The organism is Bacillus timonensis (assembly GCF_004799755.1).
GTDB lineage: Bacteria > Bacillota > Bacilli > Bacillales > Bacillaceae_L > Ferdinandcohnia > Ferdinandcohnia timonensis_A.
Map to the genome: position 1 here is coordinate 15,117 of NZ_SLUB01000003.1, position 16,605 is coordinate 31,721.

16 protein-coding genes and 1 other annotated feature are annotated in these 16,605 nt (G+C 37.8%); of the genes, 4 read left to right on the forward strand and 12 right to left on the reverse strand.

All coding sequences use genetic code 11. The features are described from left to right. Positions 1–169: 169 nt before the first annotated feature. The 6 genes from E1I69_RS02430 to zapA all read right to left on the reverse strand — a co-directional run bounded on the left by E1I69_RS02430 (position 170) and on the right by zapA (position 7,658). Complete coding sequence (locus tag E1I69_RS02430; RefSeq protein WP_136378049.1) at positions 170–1,858, reverse strand: long-chain-fatty-acid--CoA ligase; 1,689 nt, start codon at positions 1,856–1,858, stop codon at positions 170–172. 278 nt (positions 1,859–2,136) lie between these two features. Next, a complete protein-coding gene (locus E1I69_RS02435; protein ID WP_136378050.1) occupies positions 2,137–2,556 on the reverse strand; it encodes a DUF350 domain-containing protein in 420 nt (139 codons plus the stop codon). Between the two features lie 39 nt (positions 2,557–2,595). Next, complete coding sequence (locus E1I69_RS02440) at positions 2,596–4,956, reverse strand: endonuclease MutS2 (protein ID WP_136378051.1); 2,361 nt, start codon at positions 4,954–4,956, stop codon at positions 2,596–2,598. A gap of 54 nt (positions 4,957–5,010) precedes the next feature. Beyond that, a complete protein-coding gene (gene polX, locus E1I69_RS02445) occupies positions 5,011–6,729 on the reverse strand; it encodes a DNA polymerase/3'-5' exonuclease PolX (protein ID WP_136378052.1) in 1,719 nt (572 codons plus the stop codon). 125 nt (positions 6,730–6,854) lie between these two features. Beyond that, a complete protein-coding gene (locus tag E1I69_RS02450; RefSeq protein ID WP_136378053.1) occupies positions 6,855–7,382 on the reverse strand; it encodes a CvpA family protein in 528 nt (175 codons plus the stop codon). Between the two features lie 6 nt (positions 7,383–7,388). After that, positions 7,389–7,658, reverse strand: coding sequence for a cell division protein ZapA (zapA, locus tag E1I69_RS02455; protein ID WP_136378054.1), 270 nt, complete (start codon positions 7,656–7,658; stop codon positions 7,389–7,391). 133 nt (positions 7,659–7,791) lie between these two features. Here zapA and rnhC point away from each other — a divergent pair, with 133 nt between their 5' ends. Next, positions 7,792–8,727 carry a ribonuclease HIII gene (gene rnhC / locus E1I69_RS02460; protein ID WP_136378055.1) on the forward strand — a complete coding sequence of 312 codons (936 nt, stop codon included), beginning with the start codon at positions 7,792–7,794 and terminating at the stop codon, positions 8,725–8,727. 69 nt (positions 8,728–8,796) lie between these two features. Here the strand turns inward: rnhC and pheT are convergent, their stop codons facing one another. The 3 genes from pheT to E1I69_RS02475 all read right to left on the reverse strand — a co-directional run bounded on the left by pheT (position 8,797) and on the right by E1I69_RS02475 (position 13,578). Continuing rightward, the gene (pheT, locus tag E1I69_RS02465; RefSeq protein ID WP_136378056.1) at positions 8,797–11,211 is read right to left on the reverse strand and encodes a phenylalanine--tRNA ligase subunit beta; all 2,415 of its coding nucleotides are present in this window, start codon (positions 11,209–11,211) and stop codon (positions 8,797–8,799) included. Positions 11,212–11,226: 15 nt separating this feature from the next. Continuing rightward, a complete protein-coding gene (gene pheS, locus E1I69_RS02470; RefSeq protein WP_136378057.1) occupies positions 11,227–12,261 on the reverse strand; it encodes a phenylalanine--tRNA ligase subunit alpha in 1,035 nt (344 codons plus the stop codon). A gap of 174 nt (positions 12,262–12,435) precedes the next feature. Continuing rightward, positions 12,436–12,673 (reverse strand) — a binding site (T-box leader). Positions 12,674–12,732: 59 nt separating this feature from the next. Further along, on the reverse strand, positions 12,733–13,578 hold the full coding sequence (locus E1I69_RS02475) for a TIGR02206 family membrane protein (RefSeq protein ID WP_347561765.1): 846 nt from the start codon (positions 13,576–13,578) through the stop codon (positions 12,733–12,735). On the opposite strand from E1I69_RS02475, the gene E1I69_RS02480 reads away from it, so the two are divergent. Together E1I69_RS02480 and E1I69_RS02485 are read left to right on the forward strand one after the other, a co-directional pair. After that, positions 13,560–13,778 carry a hypothetical protein gene (locus E1I69_RS02480; RefSeq protein WP_136378059.1) on the forward strand — a complete coding sequence of 73 codons (219 nt, stop codon included), beginning with the start codon at positions 13,560–13,562 and terminating at the stop codon, positions 13,776–13,778. The genes E1I69_RS02475 and E1I69_RS02480 overlap by 19 nt on opposite strands. Then, entirely contained in the window at positions 13,778–14,038 is a 261-nt protein-coding gene (locus E1I69_RS02485; RefSeq protein WP_136378060.1) for a type II toxin-antitoxin system RelE family toxin, read from the forward strand. The genes E1I69_RS02480 and E1I69_RS02485 overlap by 1 nt, the downstream gene beginning before the upstream one ends. Positions 14,039–14,068: 30 nt before the next feature. Here the strand turns inward: E1I69_RS02485 and E1I69_RS02490 are convergent, their stop codons facing one another. Further along, positions 14,069–14,818, reverse strand: a complete 750-nt coding sequence (locus E1I69_RS02490) for a TrmH family RNA methyltransferase (protein WP_136378061.1) — start codon at positions 14,816–14,818, stop codon at positions 14,069–14,071. A 120-nt stretch (positions 14,819–14,938) separates the two neighbouring features. Between E1I69_RS02490 and sspI the strand changes: the two genes are divergently transcribed. Then, positions 14,939–15,148: a small acid-soluble spore protein SspI gene (gene sspI / locus E1I69_RS02495; RefSeq protein WP_136378062.1), complete on the forward strand. Its 210-nt coding sequence runs from the start codon at positions 14,939–14,941 to the stop codon at positions 15,146–15,148. Between the two features lie 38 nt (positions 15,149–15,186). On the opposite strand, the gene E1I69_RS02500 is transcribed toward sspI, so the two are convergent. Both E1I69_RS02500 and E1I69_RS02505 read right to left on the reverse strand, forming a co-directional pair. Further along, positions 15,187–15,402, reverse strand: a complete 216-nt coding sequence (locus E1I69_RS02500) for a hypothetical protein (protein WP_136378063.1) — start codon at positions 15,400–15,402, stop codon at positions 15,187–15,189. Positions 15,403–15,455: 53 nt separating this feature from the next. After that, complete coding sequence (locus E1I69_RS02505) at positions 15,456–16,541, reverse strand: M42 family metallopeptidase (RefSeq protein ID WP_136378064.1); 1,086 nt, start codon at positions 16,539–16,541, stop codon at positions 15,456–15,458. Positions 16,542–16,605: the final 64 nt, after the last annotated feature.

Genomic DNA, 16,605 nt, shown 5'->3' on the forward strand with positions numbered 1-16,605 from the left:
TTCTATGATAAAACGTAAACCAACAACTGTCAAGAATAGTTTATTATTAAAGTTGACATGATTCTTATTGGTTCTTTCCATTCAAAAGAAGGAGAGCCATAGGCTCACATCATGGCTCGTTAGCTTATGTTCATACATAGATGTCTATAGAGCTGATTGATCCTAAATCTTAATTTACTTTGGTTCGTTTTTCCTTTTCTTCTTCCACTAACACTCTTCTCAGTACTTTACCTACCATTGTTTTAGGTAATTCTTTTCTAAATTCATAGACTCTTGGAACTTTATAGGCAGCCAGATGCTTACGGCAATGTTTATCAAGCTCTTCTTCTGTGCATTGCTGACCTTCTTTTAAAACAACATATGCCTTTACAGTTTCACCGCGATATGGATCAGGAATTCCAGCAACAACAGCCTCTTGAATCTTTTCATATTCAAAAAGGACTTCCTCTACCTCTCTTGGGTAAATATTAAATCCACCCGCAATAATCATATCCTTTTTGCGATCTACCACATAGAAAAATCCATCCTCATCCATATAACCCAAATCACCTGTTAATAACCAGCCATCTCGAAATGTTGCTGCTGTCTCCTCGGGTTTATTCCAATATCCTTTCATGACCTGAGGACCTTTTACAGCAATTTCACCAATTTCACCAAATCCGACAGGCTCACCTGTTTCCATTGAATGCACAGCTGCATCTGTGTCTGGCCATGGCAACCCAATACTGCCGTTTACACGATGACCCCAAAGTAAATTCGCATGTGTTACAGGGGAGGCCTCCGATAATCCATAGCCTTCGACTAGCTTCCCACCAGTTATTTTTTCAAATTGTTCTTGAACTTCAAGTGGCAATGCTGCCGAACCACTAATACAGGAATCAATAGAAGATAAATCATACTTATTAAGGTCGGGGTGATTCAATAATCCAATGTACATTGTTGGTGCACCCGGAAATAATGTTGGCCTCATCTTATGAATTGTTTTTAATGTGTCTCCTGCGTCAAATTTTGGCATAAGAATCATTTTGGAAGCCATCATTATCGAGAGATTTAATACTGTGGTCATGCCATATACATGGAAAAATGGAAGAATTGCTAATACAGATTCTTCTCCTTTTTTACATTTATACATCCACTTTGAACACATCATTGTATTTGCAACTAAATTACGATGTGTTAACATTACTCCTTTTGGAAAACCCGTTGTTCCTCCTGTATATTGTAATAATGCAAGGTCTTCTTCTGGATCAATCTCTATATCGATTTCTTTTGCCTCGGAATTCTTGATAATTTCCCTTAACAAGTGGTTCGTACCCTCATGCTCAACTTTAACTACAATACCATATTGCTTCTTTTGAATGAAAGGATAAATTAAATTTTTAGGGAAAGGTAGATAATCCTTAATTTCGGTCACAATGATGTGTTCAAGTTGTGTTAGCGCTTTCACTTTTGAGACACGTGGAAAAAGGATATCCAATGTAATGATTGCTTTTGAACCTGAATCCATTAGATGATACTCAAGTTCTCTTTCCGTATACAAAGGGTTCGTCTGGACAACAATCGCACCTGAAAATAATACACCGTAATAGGCAATAACACCTTGGGGACAGTTTGGCAACATGATGGCAATTCGGTCTCCTTTTTTGATCCCTTGCTCCACCAGATAGTTTGCTAGCTTCAATGACTCCTCATACACCTGCGAAAAAGTTAATTCTTTTCCTTGAAAATGAACTGCTGTTTTTTGAGGATATTCAGTAGCTGTTCGTTTCAAATACGTTTGAATCGGAATGCTCTCGTATTCAAGCGTATGTGGAATTTCCTCCGGATAATTTGCTAACCACGGTCTTTCTAACTCCATCTGATAACCTCCCTTATTCACTTTTTTATCGAGAATACGAATACGTATTCAATGACCAGTTTGAATTTTCAAACCATTTATACTCATTATAGTATAATGAATATTCCGTGACAATTACATTCATGAATTGTTGTTGCTGTTTACTACGATTTTACGACAAAAATATAGGGCTAATGGTTATTCCATCAGCCCCATACGTTATAAAACCAAATATATTATTCCAATGACCACAAAGATTCCACTAACTACTAACAAAATTTTAGCTAGCTTTTCCATATTTAAAAACCACCATTTCCGATCCCTGCGCCAATTACATATGAAAGTCCCACTGATATGATTAAGGATATCAGCCCTACTGCGCGATTATCTTGTTGTATTTCAACATCGATGTTGAACCTTGGAGTTAGAAATTCAAAAATAAAATAGCCAATTAATAGGAGGAAGAATCCAAATACGCCCCAGCTGATCATGACGAAGAGTGAGTCATGATTTTGAATGGAGTAGCGAAATATATTTGCGATTCCGAAGATTTTCCCACCGGTTGCCATTGCGACTGACAGGTTCCCCTTTTGGATTTCTTCCCAATTTTTATATTTGGTGACTAATTCAAATATGGCCATAAACAGAACCATACACAGTATAACCACACTGTAGTTAGCAGCTGTTAACACATACTCATTATCCCAAAATTGCTCCATCTTCTTCTCTCCCTATTAGAGATTGCACTTCATTTGTGTTTATTTGAGTTCTACAACCGTGACGCCTGTTCCACCTTCTCCTGCTTCCCCAAATCTTGTTGATTTTACAGAACGGTGATTTTTCAGGTATTCTTGAACTCCCTGCCTTAGGGCACCAGTTCCTTTTCCATGGATAATCGAAACACGTGGATATCCCGCTAATAAAGCATCATCAATGTATTTTTCCACTCTTGCTAGTGCATTTTCATATCGTTCACCACGTAAGTCAAGCTCCAGACTAACATGATAATCTTTACCTCTTACTGTTGCAAGAGGTTTTGTTTCCACTGGTTTCGGGCTACTCACATACTCAAGGTCATTTTCCTTTACTTTCATTTTTAAAATTCCAATTTGTACCTGCCATTCATTATTTCCAGCCTTTTCAATTAGGTGACCCTTTTGATTTAAACTGATTACCTTCACTTCGTCACCTGGAACAAGCTTTCTCTTCGTTTTCGTTACAACAGATTGTTTACTTGTTTTTTCTGTAAGCTTTGGAACGGCATTTTCCAAGCGTTTTTTCGCATCAATCAATTGATGTTCTTTGACAAGTGATTGTTGTTCAAGTTTCATTTTACGTAAATCGCGAATAACACCTTCTGCTTCAGCTTTTGCGTTTTCAATTGTTTCAGCTGCTTTTTGTTCAGCTTTTTCATATAATTTATCACGCTGTTCATTAAATTCGATGATTTGCTGTTGTAGCTGCTTATGAAGGTTTTCAGCTTGTTTACGGATTTCTTCTGCGTCATCAAGCTCTTGCTCAGCATCCTTTTTACTTTTTTCCAAGGATGCAATCATATTTTCAACTGTATTCGTTTCAGAGCTAATATGACTTTTTGCGAGCTTTATAATCTTATCTGAAAGTCCAAGACGTTTTGAAATTTCAAATGCATTACTTCGTCCGGGGACTCCAATTAATAGCTTATATGTCGGGCTCAATGTTTCTATATTGAATTCAACACTTGCATTTATAACCCCTTCTCGATTGTATCCATATGCTTTAAGCTCTGGATAATGCGTTGTAGCAATCACCCTCGCACCACGATTATAGACTTCATCAAGAATGGAAATTGCAAGTGCAGCTCCTTCCTGTGGATCGGTTCCTGCTCCCAATTCATCAAAAAGCACTAAACTATTTTCATCAACACGCTTTAAAATATCTACAATATTTACCATATGGGATGAAAACGTACTTAAGCTTTGTTCGATCGATTGTTCGTCCCCGATGTCAGCATACACCGATTCAAATACCGCAATCTCTGACTCTTCCTGTGCAGGGATTTGTAAACCTGATTGTGCCATAATCGTTAATAATCCGATTGTTTTTAATGTCACGGTTTTACCACCTGTATTTGGACCAGTAATAACGATTGAAGTAAAGTCTTTACCAAGCTCAATATCATTAGGAACCACTACTTGTGGGTCAATTAACGGATGGCGGCCCTTTTTTATTAGGACATACCCATCGCCATTAATTTTTGGTTTCGAGCCTATTACTTTTTTACTGTAGCTCGCTTTTGTGAACATAAAGTCAAGTTCACCAAGTGTCTCGACATTCTGATAAAGTGATTCAGCTTCACCTGCTACCTCATTTGACAACTCGAGTAAAATGCGATCAATTTCTTGTTTTTCTCTCACTCTCGCCTCTTGCAGTACATTATTAAGCTCCACTACTGATTGCGGTTCAATAAATAGTGTAGCACCTGAAGAGGATTGATCATGAACGATTCCGCCATATGTCCCACGGTATTCTTGTTTAACCGGGATTACATATCGGTCATTACGAATCGTAATAATGGCATCTGAAAGTGTTTTTTGGGCGGATGACGAACGAATAATTTGTTCAAGTTTTTCCCTAATTCTTGCTTCACTGCTACGGAGCTGTACGCGAATTCCACGTAATTTGTCACTCGCGCCATCCATGACCACTCCATTATCATCAATACTGTTTTTTATTTTTTGTTCAAGCTCGAATAAGGGCGTAATGCTTGTAACTAGTTCTCCTAATATAGGTAGAACAATATCATCCTCAATCATGCCCTCTATAAATTTCTTCATTTGACGTCCGGCATAAATTGTACCTGCAATATCCAATAGCTCCATCGTATTTAGAGCTCCACCGATGCTAGCTCGCTTTATGGAAGCTCTAATATCTGTTAATCCTCCGAGCGGAACATTCCCTTTTAAGCGTAATACCTTCGCAGCTTCATCTGTTTGTTCTTGTAGAAAAATAACCTCCTCTACATTTGTGGATGGGATCATTTTATCTACTTTTTCTCTTCCTAATGAGGATGAGACATGCTGTTTGAGCTGCTCCTTTACTTTATCAAACTCTAATACCTTTAAAACTCGTGGTTGCATGCTTAAACTCCCTTCTTGCACCAACTGCTTCAACATCAAGGCTCCGATTTAATCTTATAAATTTCGTTTTAGATATGCAATGAGCTCATCCTTATCCCATGTATTAATGACATTCTCCTTTTTAATCCACCCTTTTATTGCAGCGGAAACGCCATATCCCATATCCTCTAGCATGTCCAAATTATGAGCATCCGTGTTAATGACTAGTTTTACGCCCTTCTCCTGTGCCTTTTTAATATATTCTGAAGAAAGGTCCAATCGGTTCAGATTCGCATTTAGTTCTAACGCAGTATTTGTTTCTTTTGCTAACTCAATTAACATATCGACATCTACGTCATACCCTTTTCTTCGCCCGATAATCCTTCCAGTAGGGTGTGCGATAATATCTACATGTAGACTTTCAAGAGCCGTTTTTAAACGCTGCATGATTTTCTCTCTTGGTTGAGAAAAGCTTGAATGGATGGATGCAATCACAACATCAACATCTCGAATAATGTCGTCGTTATAATCAAGACTGCCATCTGGTAAGATATCCATTTCAACACCTGTAAATATTGTAAAATCGTCATATTTTTCATTTAATCTTTTGATTTCTTTGTGTTGTTCTAGTAAACGCTCAGGTGTTAGCCCATTCGCCACGCGTAAGTATTGGGAATGGTCTGTAATCGCCATATAACGATAACCTTTATTCCTGCAAGCCTCTACCATTTCTTCGATGGTGTAGGCACCATCACTCCAAGATGTATGCATATGGAGATCACCCTTTATATCTTCGAGCTGAATATGGTCCACTTTCTTTTGGAATGCATCTACCTCAGAGCCATCCTCTCTAAGCTCTGGCGGGATGAAGGTAAGTCCAAAATATCGGTAGAATTCTTCTTCCGTTTCAAACGTTTTTATTTCACCTGATTCACTGTTTTCAACGCCATACTCACTAATTTTCTCACCACGTTCTTTTGCTAATTGCCTCATTCTCACATTATGGTCTTTGCTTCCCGTAAAATGGTGAAGAGTCGTTGCAAATTCATGTGGTTTCACGAGACGAAAGTCAACCGAAATATCATAGCTATATGAAATTTGGACGGAAACCTTTGTATCTCCACTTGCTATAATTCCATTAATGCCGTTTAGCTGTAAAAGCTGTTCTCGCACTTTTTCAGGTTCATTTGTTGCAATAATAAAATCAAGGTCTTTGATTGTTTCTCTCATCCGGCGAAGACTGCCTGCACGGGAAAATGTGTGAATTCCATCCATCTTACTAAGCTGTTCCTCAATTTCTTCAGCTAGTGCAAGCATTAAAGCAATCGGCAAGCGATCCGGTCGTTTGCCATATTCCTCAATGGCAGCAAGTATTTTTTCTTCCGTTTTCTTTCCGAAGCCTGCTAGACTCTGAATTTTTTCATTTTGGCATGCTTGTTTTAACATTTCCATATCTTCTATACCTAGTTCCTGATAGAGCTTGGCTATTTTTTTGCCACCAAGTCCTGGCAGGTTAAGTAAGGGGATTAGGCCTTCAGGTACCTTTTCTTTTAATTCATTTAACACTGATGATTCTTCAGTATCGATGTATTCTGTAATCACCGCCGCTGTTCCTTTGCCAATTCCAGGTAATGATGTGAAGTCATCGATTGTTGATAAGCTTCTGTCATCATTCTCAAGGGCAGCTGCTGCTTTTCGAAAGGCTGATATTTTAAATGGGTTGTCCCCTTTTAACTCCATATAAATTGCAATTGTTTCTAAAAGATGGATTACATCTTTTTTATTGACTGTCATGGTTACCACCTACCTATATTCCTTACGTTCAACTAACCAAAATGATACAGATTTTTTGTAAAAAAGTCACTTTTTGTGGGTTAAAAACTGATTTTCACAAAAAAAACTTCTCTGTTAGAGAGAAGTTAAATCCACAAGTCCTTAATTTTACCTGTAAAGAATGGGGTATGTTGGACAATCATCTTAGCCATAAATGAATCATTAAGATTAGACTGAACGATTTCAACCGGGAGGAGTGCTCCAATATAAAGTACGATAAACACAATTAAATAGACTTCAACAAAACCTAATAGACCTCCAGCCCACCCGTTGATTTGTTTTAAAAGTGGTAGATTTGCAAGGAAGTCTAGCATTGATCCAATGATTTGCCATAGAAACTTTGTGGCAAAGAAGATAATAGCAAAGGCAATGGCACGATAATAAGCTGTTTCCAAATTTGTACTTTCAAATAAGAACTTCATCGTTTCGGCATCACCGAATGTTGGATATGGAATCCATAATACTAATTTTGGCATAAGTTCATCATAATAAAGGTAGGCAACAATAAATGCAACAATAAACCCGGTCAGATGAACGATTTGGAGAATAAATCCTCTTCTTAACCCAATTATAAATCCCATTAAAAGGATGATTATTAAGACTAAATCGAACATATCACGTCAATCCTTTTCATTTTTTGCTTGTTCTAATTGTTTTTCAAGTTCTTCATATTCTTCTTTTAGCTTTAAATGTTCATGGACTATATTTACGGCTGTTAAAACTGCCAGTTTATTAATATCAAGAGAGGGATTTTTACTGCTAATTTCTCTCATTTTATCATCGACAATTGAGGCCACAAGGCGTATATGGCTTGTGCTCTCAGACCCGATTATCGAATATTGCTGTCCATATATATCTACAGTTGTTTTTGTTTTTTGTGTCTGTGACAAGTAGTTGGCCTCCATTCTAGTCAATCCTACAGATAATAATACCACGAACACGATATGTATGGAAAGAAATCTCAACAAACGTTATGATAGATTATAAAGAATCATATCTAAATATGTAAGGGGAAAGTTAATTTTGTCTAATACTGTCCTAAAGTGTACCCCCGGTACGATTGAAAAAATGAAATCACATTATAAAAGCCAATTACAGGCTAAGGTCCCACAGGGTGGGGTTTTTGTTGCTAAACTACCAAGCTGTACCATTACAGCATATAAATCTGGGAAAGTATTATTTCAAGGAAATGGCGCTGCTGTTGAAGCGGATAAATGGGGAAGTTCAGAAACTTCTACTAAAACGACTGCTAATAAGAAATCTATTGCTAAAAATAGTGGTTTACCACCCGATATCGGAACACTTTCAATGGTTGGCTCTGATGAGGTTGGGACAGGTGACTATTTTGGTCCAATGACTGTTGTCGCCGCATATGTTTCGAATGAAAAGTTTGCTTTGCTAAAGGAACTTGGGGTTAAAGATTCCAAGGATTTAAATGACAAACAAATTTGTGAAATTGCTGAATCGATTATTCATGTGATTCCATATAGCCTTTTAATTTTACATAATGAAAAATACAATGAACTTCAAGCAAAAGGCATGACTCAAGGTAAAATGAAGGCATTGCTACATAACCAAGCAATAGGACATGTCCTAAGAAAAATTGCTCCCGCTACACCAGACGGTATTTTAATCGACCAATTCGCTGTTCCTGATGTGTATTTCAAACATTTAAGCGGTCAAAAGGAAATTATAAAAGACGATGTGTATTTCAGCACAAAGGCAGAAGGTGTTCATTTATCTGTCGCCGCTGCTTCCATCATAGCAAGGTATTCTTTCGTTAAGGAATTTGATAAGCTAAGTGAAAAGGCTGGCCTTGAATTAAAAAAGGGGGCTGGAGCCCAAGTTGATGTAGTTGCTGCTAAACTGATCAAAAAGCATGGAATAAGTGCACTACGTAGCTTCACAAAGCTTCATTTTGCAAATACAGAAAAAGCAAAGAAAATAGCTAAGATATAAGAAAGGCGCTAGTGCCTGGTGCTAGACAAAAAAATGGAGGGGGTCCAATGTGACCCCCTCCATTTTTTATTATGAACGCAAAGTTGCATTGAATTTTTCAGCAACAGCTTTTAGTACTTTTTCATGTGCTTTTGTTACTTCTTCTTCAGTTAACGTACGTTCTGGATCAAAATACTTGATTGAATAAGCAACTGATTTTTTACCAGGTTCCATACGCTCTCCCTCATAAAGGTCAAAGATTGTAACATCGCGAAGTAGCTTACCACCCGCTTCAATAATAACCTGCTTCATGTCACCTGCAGCCACTGATTGATCAACAACAAGTGCAATATCACGAGTCATTGACGGGAATCGTGGAATTGGTTGATAAAGGATTTCTTCAACATCGGCTTCTAGAACATCCTTTAATGATAATTCAACCACATACGTTGGCGTTAAATCTAGGTCTTTTTGAACATTTGGGTGAACTTGGCCAACAAACCCAATTTCTTTGTTATCTAATAACACAGCAGCTGTTCGTCCAGGATGCATGCCTTCCACTCTAGCTTGTAGGAATGAAGTTCTATTTTCAAGACCAAGCTTTTCAAACAGCCCTTCTAAAATTCCTTTTACTACATAGAAATCTACCGCTTTTTTCTCACCTTGCCATGTTGGTGATAACCATGATCCTGTTAGGGCAATTGCTAAGTGTTCCTTTTCTTCAGGTAGTTCTTGGTCTGGTCTAGGAATAAATACTGATCCTGTTTCGTAAGTTGCTACACTATCAATTTGACGAGCTAGATCATGTGAAACAACCTCTAATAAATGTGGAAGAAGGCTTAATCTTAAAAGACTGCGTTCTTCACTCATCGGCATAGCCAAACGAATTGGCTCAGTTTGTTCAAGTGCATATTTGTTTACTTTTTCAGCACTTGTAAGTGAATATGTGATGCTTTGATATAATCCAACACCTTCTAAATATCTTCTCACTAAACGACGCTTTGCTTGATAATCCGTTAATCTGCCAGGTTTTGATTCTCCAACAGGAAGAGTTGTTGGTAATTCATCATATCCATATAGTCGCGCTACTTCTTCAATTAGGTCCTCTTCGATTGTAATGTCAGGTCTACGAGTAGGTACAGTTACATGGAATGTATCATTATCCACAGTAAATGAGAATTTTAGATTCGTAAAAATCGCTTCTACTTTTTCTTTTGAAATTTCAGTACCTAACACTTTGTTGATTCTATCAAGTGTTACAGAAACATTTACTGGCTCAATATCAAGAGTATCAACAGCCACAACACCTTCAAGAACTTCTCCACCAGCAAACTCCGCCATTAGTTCAGCTGCACGGTCTGCTGCTTCACGAGTACGATTTGGATCAATTCCTTTCTCAAAGCGCGCACTAGCCTCACTACGTAAACCGTGGTCTTTAGATGACTTACGAATTGTGCTTCCTGTAAAATAAGCAGACTCTATTAAAACGGTTGTTGTGTCACTTTTCACTTCAGAATTCGCTCCACCCATTACACCTGCAAGGGCAACTGGAACGGTTCCATTTGTAATTACTAGGTGTTCATCCGTTAATGTACGCTCAGCATCATCTAGTGTTGTAATCTTTTCTCCATTGTTTGCCCGCCTAACAAGAATTTCTTTAGAACCTAGTCGGTCATAATCAAACGCATGTAGTGGTTGACCATATTCTAATAAAATGTAGTTTGTAATGTCGACAACATTATTATGTGGGCGGATTCCTTCTGCCATCAAACGTGTTTGAAGCCATAAAGGTGATGGACCAATATTTACATTCTTCACTACACGTGCTACATATAATGGATTATCTTCCTTCGCTTCTACAGAAATCGAAATGTAATCCTTCGCTTTTTCCCCTGATGTTGATACTTTTGGTTGTGGTAGTTTTACGTCTGTTCCTAAAATAGCCGCAACCTCATATGCAACCCCCATCATGCTCATAGCATCAGCACGATTTGGTGTTAATCCAAGCTCAAGAACCTTATCATCAAGATTTAACGCAGCAATTGCGTCTGTTCCAGGCTCTACATCATGCGGGAAAACAAAAATCCCTTCAGCATATTCCTTCGAAACAAGCTTTGATTCAAAGCCAAGCTCTTGAAGAGAACAGATCATTCCATTTGATTCTTCACCACGAAGCTTTGCCTTTTTGATTTTAAAATTGCCTGGTAAGACAGCACCTACCTTAGCGACTACAACCTTTTGGCCTTTTGCAACGTTCGGTGCTCCACAAATAATTTGAACAGGCTCCCCTTCACCTACATCAACAAGACATTTATTTAATTTATCAGCATTTGGGTGCTGCTCACATTCTAATACATGACCAACGACAATCCCGCTAATGCCTTCTCCTAAATGATCGACACCTTCTACTTCAATTCCACTTCTCGTAATTTTTTCTGCTAATTCTTCTGCCGTTACTCCTGTTAAATCAACGTATTCCTGCAACCATTTATATGAAACAAACATTCTTATTCTCCCTCCTTAAGCCCGATTAAATTGTTTGATGAAACGATTATCATTTGTGTATAAATGACGAATATCATCAATACCATATTTCAACATCGCAATACGCTCTGGGCCCATTCCGAACGCAAATCCTGTATATTTCTTTGAATCAAATCCAGACATCTCTAGAACATTTGGATGTACCATACCGGCACCTAAAATTTCAATCCAACCTGTCTTCTTACATACATTACAACCATCTCCGCCACACTTAAAGCACGAGATATCCATCTCTACTGAAGGCTCAGTAAACGGGAAAAAGCTTGGGCGCAGACGAATTTCACGATCCTCACCAAACATCTTTTTCGCAAACGTATTTAATGTACCTTTAAGGTCACTCATACGAATGTTTTCATCAACCACCAATCCTTCAATTTGTGTAAATTGATGAGAGTGGGTCGCATCATCATTATCACGGCGGTATACTTTACCTGGACAGATGATTTTTACAGGTCCTTTTCCTTCATGCTTTTCCATTGTTCTTGCTTGAACAGGAGATGTTTGGGTACGAAGGAGAATATCCTCGGTGATATAGAATGAATCCTGCATATCCCTTGCCGGGTGATCCTTCGGTAAATTTAACGCTTCAAAATTGTAATAATCCTTTTCAACTTCAGGTCCTTCCGCAATGGAATATCCCATTCCTAGGAATAAATCTTCAATTTCTTCAATAACCTTCGTAAGTGGGTGAGGCCCTCCTACTTTAAGCGGTCTCCCTGGAAGAGTGACATCGATTGTTTCAGATGCTAGTTTCCTTTCGACTTCTTCTTTTTCAAGTAGTTCTTGTTTTGCAGTTAGTTTTTCAGTGATTTGCTCTCTAACTTCATTGACAAGTGCTCCCATTTTTGGACGCTCTTCAGCTGAAAGCTTACCCATTCCTCTTAGTACTTCCGTGATCGGTCCTTTTTTACCTAAATAAGCAACACGAATATCATTTAATTCTTTAAGATTCGTTGCAGCCTCTACTTTTGCAAGAGCTTCTTCTTTCAGCTCAAGTAATCTTTCTTGCATTAATAATTCCTCCTTTTTCTTAGAAAAGCGCAAGGCGCCCGTTTCATCGGCGACAAGCACAAGACGGCTACTTTCAGAAGGCGCTTTTTGCCTTCCGAAGTGATTGGCTTGTGACCTCGAGCCGATGGCGCCTGGAGCTAGACATTAAGACAAAATAAAAAACCTCAATCCCTAAAAAGGGACGAGGTTTAGATTCGCGGTACCACCCTTGTTAACAATTACACCATCATAATTGTTCACTTCGTTTCGATAACGGCAAATGCCGGTACACCTTTACGCCAAATGTTTAGACGGTCCAAGTGCCAACTCAAGAGGTGAATTCACTTTCTTCTTCTATAAAAATGCTTGCAGTCACGGCATTTTCTCCCTGAATAGTGAGTGGAAAGTTACTGGTCTCTATCACTGTTTTTTCTATATGTAAAGCATATAAATTATATTATACGTATCTTCAAGGTGCAAATCAAACCCAATTTAATTCTTTTTTCGCATAAATGGGAGATAGAGAATAAAAAACATGATCAATGCAACAATTTCCAAGGATAAGATATACCAAGGGTACGGACCGAGAAAGTCGATTAAACTTGGGTTTATTGGTTTTTTCGCGAGAAACATATAGTTTCCACCAGTTGCTTCGTTGACGAAAAAGACGACTAAGGCGATAATGTTCAATCCCGCAAAAGCCTTCCATATGGATTTGAAAGTCGGTCTATAATTCTCGTACCAAATCATATACAAACTTGCAAGGATTATCGCAATGTGAGCTAGGAAAAAGTGAAAATAACGATAATGTGGAAAGTCATAAGCAAGCTCTGGTGTAAGCATTGCTTGTAAGGCACCACCTATGCCTAAGAAATAGGTTACCTCAAATAACAAGTGGCTCTTAGTCAGTAACATGATAATACTCAAAAAAAGCGAAATTGAGCAAAGCTGAAAAGGTAAGGAATCAATTGGGTCCCATACTCCCGTAAATACATACCAAACATAAAGAGACAGTTCACTACTTAATAAAAATAGTGCCAATGTATAACGAATGACTGATTTTCCTTTTGTGAGTCTGGTTCTAAAAAGAAATAAAAGAATACCCGAGACTAAAAGCAAGCCTAGCATCACGACATGTGAAAAAGTTAGCCATTGAAACGGTTCACCTACAGCAGACTTCCCAAAAAAGTCGTTAATAACGCTCGCACCCCTTACCGTAATTGAATTTTTAACAATTCTTTTATTACAAGCTACAATATATTTTGAAATCTTTATGTACAGTGTATAATTAATTAAATAAATAAGAAAGGATGAATTTAATGAACAAGAGAGAAGAATTAAAACGAATTATTGATAATTTACCTGAGGAAAAACTACCTGATCCAGCAGAATTCTTAAAATCCTTAATTCCAGAGGACGATGAGCCATTAACGGAAGAAGAGTTAAAAGAAATCGAAAAATCACGGCAAAGAATGAATAATGGTGAATTTGTCACGTTAGATGATTTAATTAAAGAATTAGATGAGGATTACAAATAATGTATACCTTATTAATTGACAAGAATGCTGAAAGATTCATAAAGAAACTCGATAAAAACACCCGACTACGAATTAAAGATGCTTTATTAGAGATACAGGAAACCCCATTTTCTGCTTCAAACGTAAAGAAACTATCAAACCTTAATTTATATAGAAAACGTGTAGGAGATATAAGAATTATTTATGAAATAATTGAAGGTAAATTAATAGTTCATGTTATTAAAATTGGTTTTCGAGGCGATATTTATAAACGTTACTAACGTCCATCCATCGCCCCTATCAACACAATCTTACCTCAAATGATAAAGTAAAATCCCCGCTGCTACTGCTACATTTAAAGATTCACTTTTTCCATATATTGGAATATAGAGATTTTGATCTGTTTTTTCTAGTATTTCTGCTTGTACTCCGTTTCCTTCATTTCCGACTATTAATGCAAAGGAATCTTCGACAGGAGCTTGTTTATAGTCAACTGCATTCTTTAAAGATGTCCCGTAAACTTTAATACCTTTTTGTTTAAGCCGATCAATCGTTTCATGTAGGTTTTCTTTCACAATAGGCAGATGAAAAATCGAGCCCTGTGTAGAACGAACTACCTTTGAATTATAGACATCAACGCTTCCTTCACCAATAATCACAGCATCCATACCTGCTGCATCTGCCGTTCGAATCATCGTGCCGAGATTGCCAGGATCTTGTACAGCATCTACTAATAACAACCTTGTAAACTGCCCGCCCTCTTTTACCGAATACTGTTCACAAATGGCAGCTACCCCTTGTGATGTATCCGTATCACTTATTTCCTGCATAATCTTTTCTGTCACAATCGTGAAGGATAGATTATCTACATTCCAGCTTGAGGGGATATCTACCGCTTCACAAATAATCAATTCTCTTATGATAACATCACTTTTTAGAGCCTCTTCTACTAAATGAAACCCTTCAATCATAAAAGTTCCAGTCTTGTCACGTTCTTTCTTTGTATGTAGTTTTTTCCATTGTTTAATTTGAGGATTTTTATTTGATTCAATTCGTTTCAACGTATTTTTTGCTCCTTTTAGCTAATTCTTTTTCCATTATATCCTATGGTAAATACATAAAAAAGGCGGAACGTGTAAAAGATACAAATGAAAAGTTACATATGAAAGGTGTGCTTGTAAATGAATTTGAACTTAAGACATGCTGTTAAGCATAATGTCTCTGGAAATTCTCAAGCAGAATTAGAAGATACGATTGTTGATGCCATTCAAAGTGGCGAAGAAAAAATGCTTCCAGGATTAGGAGTATTATTTGAAGTGATTTGGGAAAATGCAAGCCAAGAGGAAAAACAAGAAATGCTCTCAACATTGGAGCAAGGATTAAAGCAATAATGAGTAAAGCCGATGACAAAAATCATCGGCTTTTAACTTTATTTAGCAGAAGTTCCTGCCGAATAAAGTGAAAGCCTCCGGCGGATGCCACGATTTTTCAGAGGAAACTTTTCAGCATTAACTGGCACTAAGCCCTCACTGAGGGCAATTGCCAGTAAAAGCCTGATTGGTTCAACTAACAATCTGCGGAAAAATGCATCCACAGATTGAAGTTTCACTGTATCTCGCGTAAGATCAAGGACTAAAGACGCCACTTCCTGTGTGCCTAAAAATCGGGCGCGCAAATACGCCAAGGCGTATTTGATTATCAATCAAATTTTATTTTATTAACTGTTTCTTTGTCTAGACGTTTAATCACTTCTGCAATAAGTTTTACTGCATTTTCATAATCATCACGGTGAAGAATACCGGCATGTGAATGAATATAGCGCGTTGCGATTGTAATCGCTAAAGCTGGAACACCTTCTAGGGAAATGTGGATTGAGCCTGCATCTGTTCCACCACCAGCAATCGCATCAAACTGATATGGGATGCTAAGTTCATCCGCTACTCCAACAACAAAATCACGCAAGCCTTTATGAGAAACCATAGAAGCATCATATAGAATGATTTGAGGACCTTCCCCCATTTTGCTCATTGCTTCTTTTTCTGAAATTCCAGGTGTATCTCCTGCAATACCCACATCAACGGCAATTGCAAGATCGGGCTTAATCATCGCTGCTGCTGTTTTGGCACCACGAAGACCTACTTCCTCTTGAACCGAACCAACTCCATACACAACATTTGGGTGTTCTTCGTTCTTTAAATATTTTAAAACATCTATTGCAATCGCACAGCCAATTCGGTTATCCCATGCTTTGGCAAGTAGCATTTTTTCATTATTCATGACTGTAAATTCGAAATATGGAACAACCTGGTCACCAGGTTTTACTCCAAATTCTAGAGCTTGCTCTCTATTTGCCGCACCAATATCAATGAACATATCTTTGATTTCAACAGGCTTCTTACGTGCATCAGCAGTTAGGATATGTGGTGGTTTAGAACCTATTACACCCGTAATATCTCCAATACTTGTGACTACTGTTACTCGTTGTGCAAGCATAACCTGTGACCACCAGCCACCAACGGTTTGGAAACGTAAAAATCCTTTTTCATCAATTTGTGTTACCATAAAGCCAACTTCATCTAAATGCCCAGAAATCATGATTTTTGGACCAGTTGGATTACCTTCTTTTTTTGCGATTAAACTTCCTAGTCCATCATAAGAAAGTTCATCAGAATATGGAGTTATGTATTTTTTCATGACTTCACGAGGCTCTCGTTCATTACCAGGAATACCTTTTGCGTCGGTAAGATCTTTTAGCATCGTTAATGTTTCATCAAGCTTTGTCATCGATAAATCACCTAACTTTCGTTAATTTGACTATTTCATTATACAGAAAATAGTGGCAACTCGG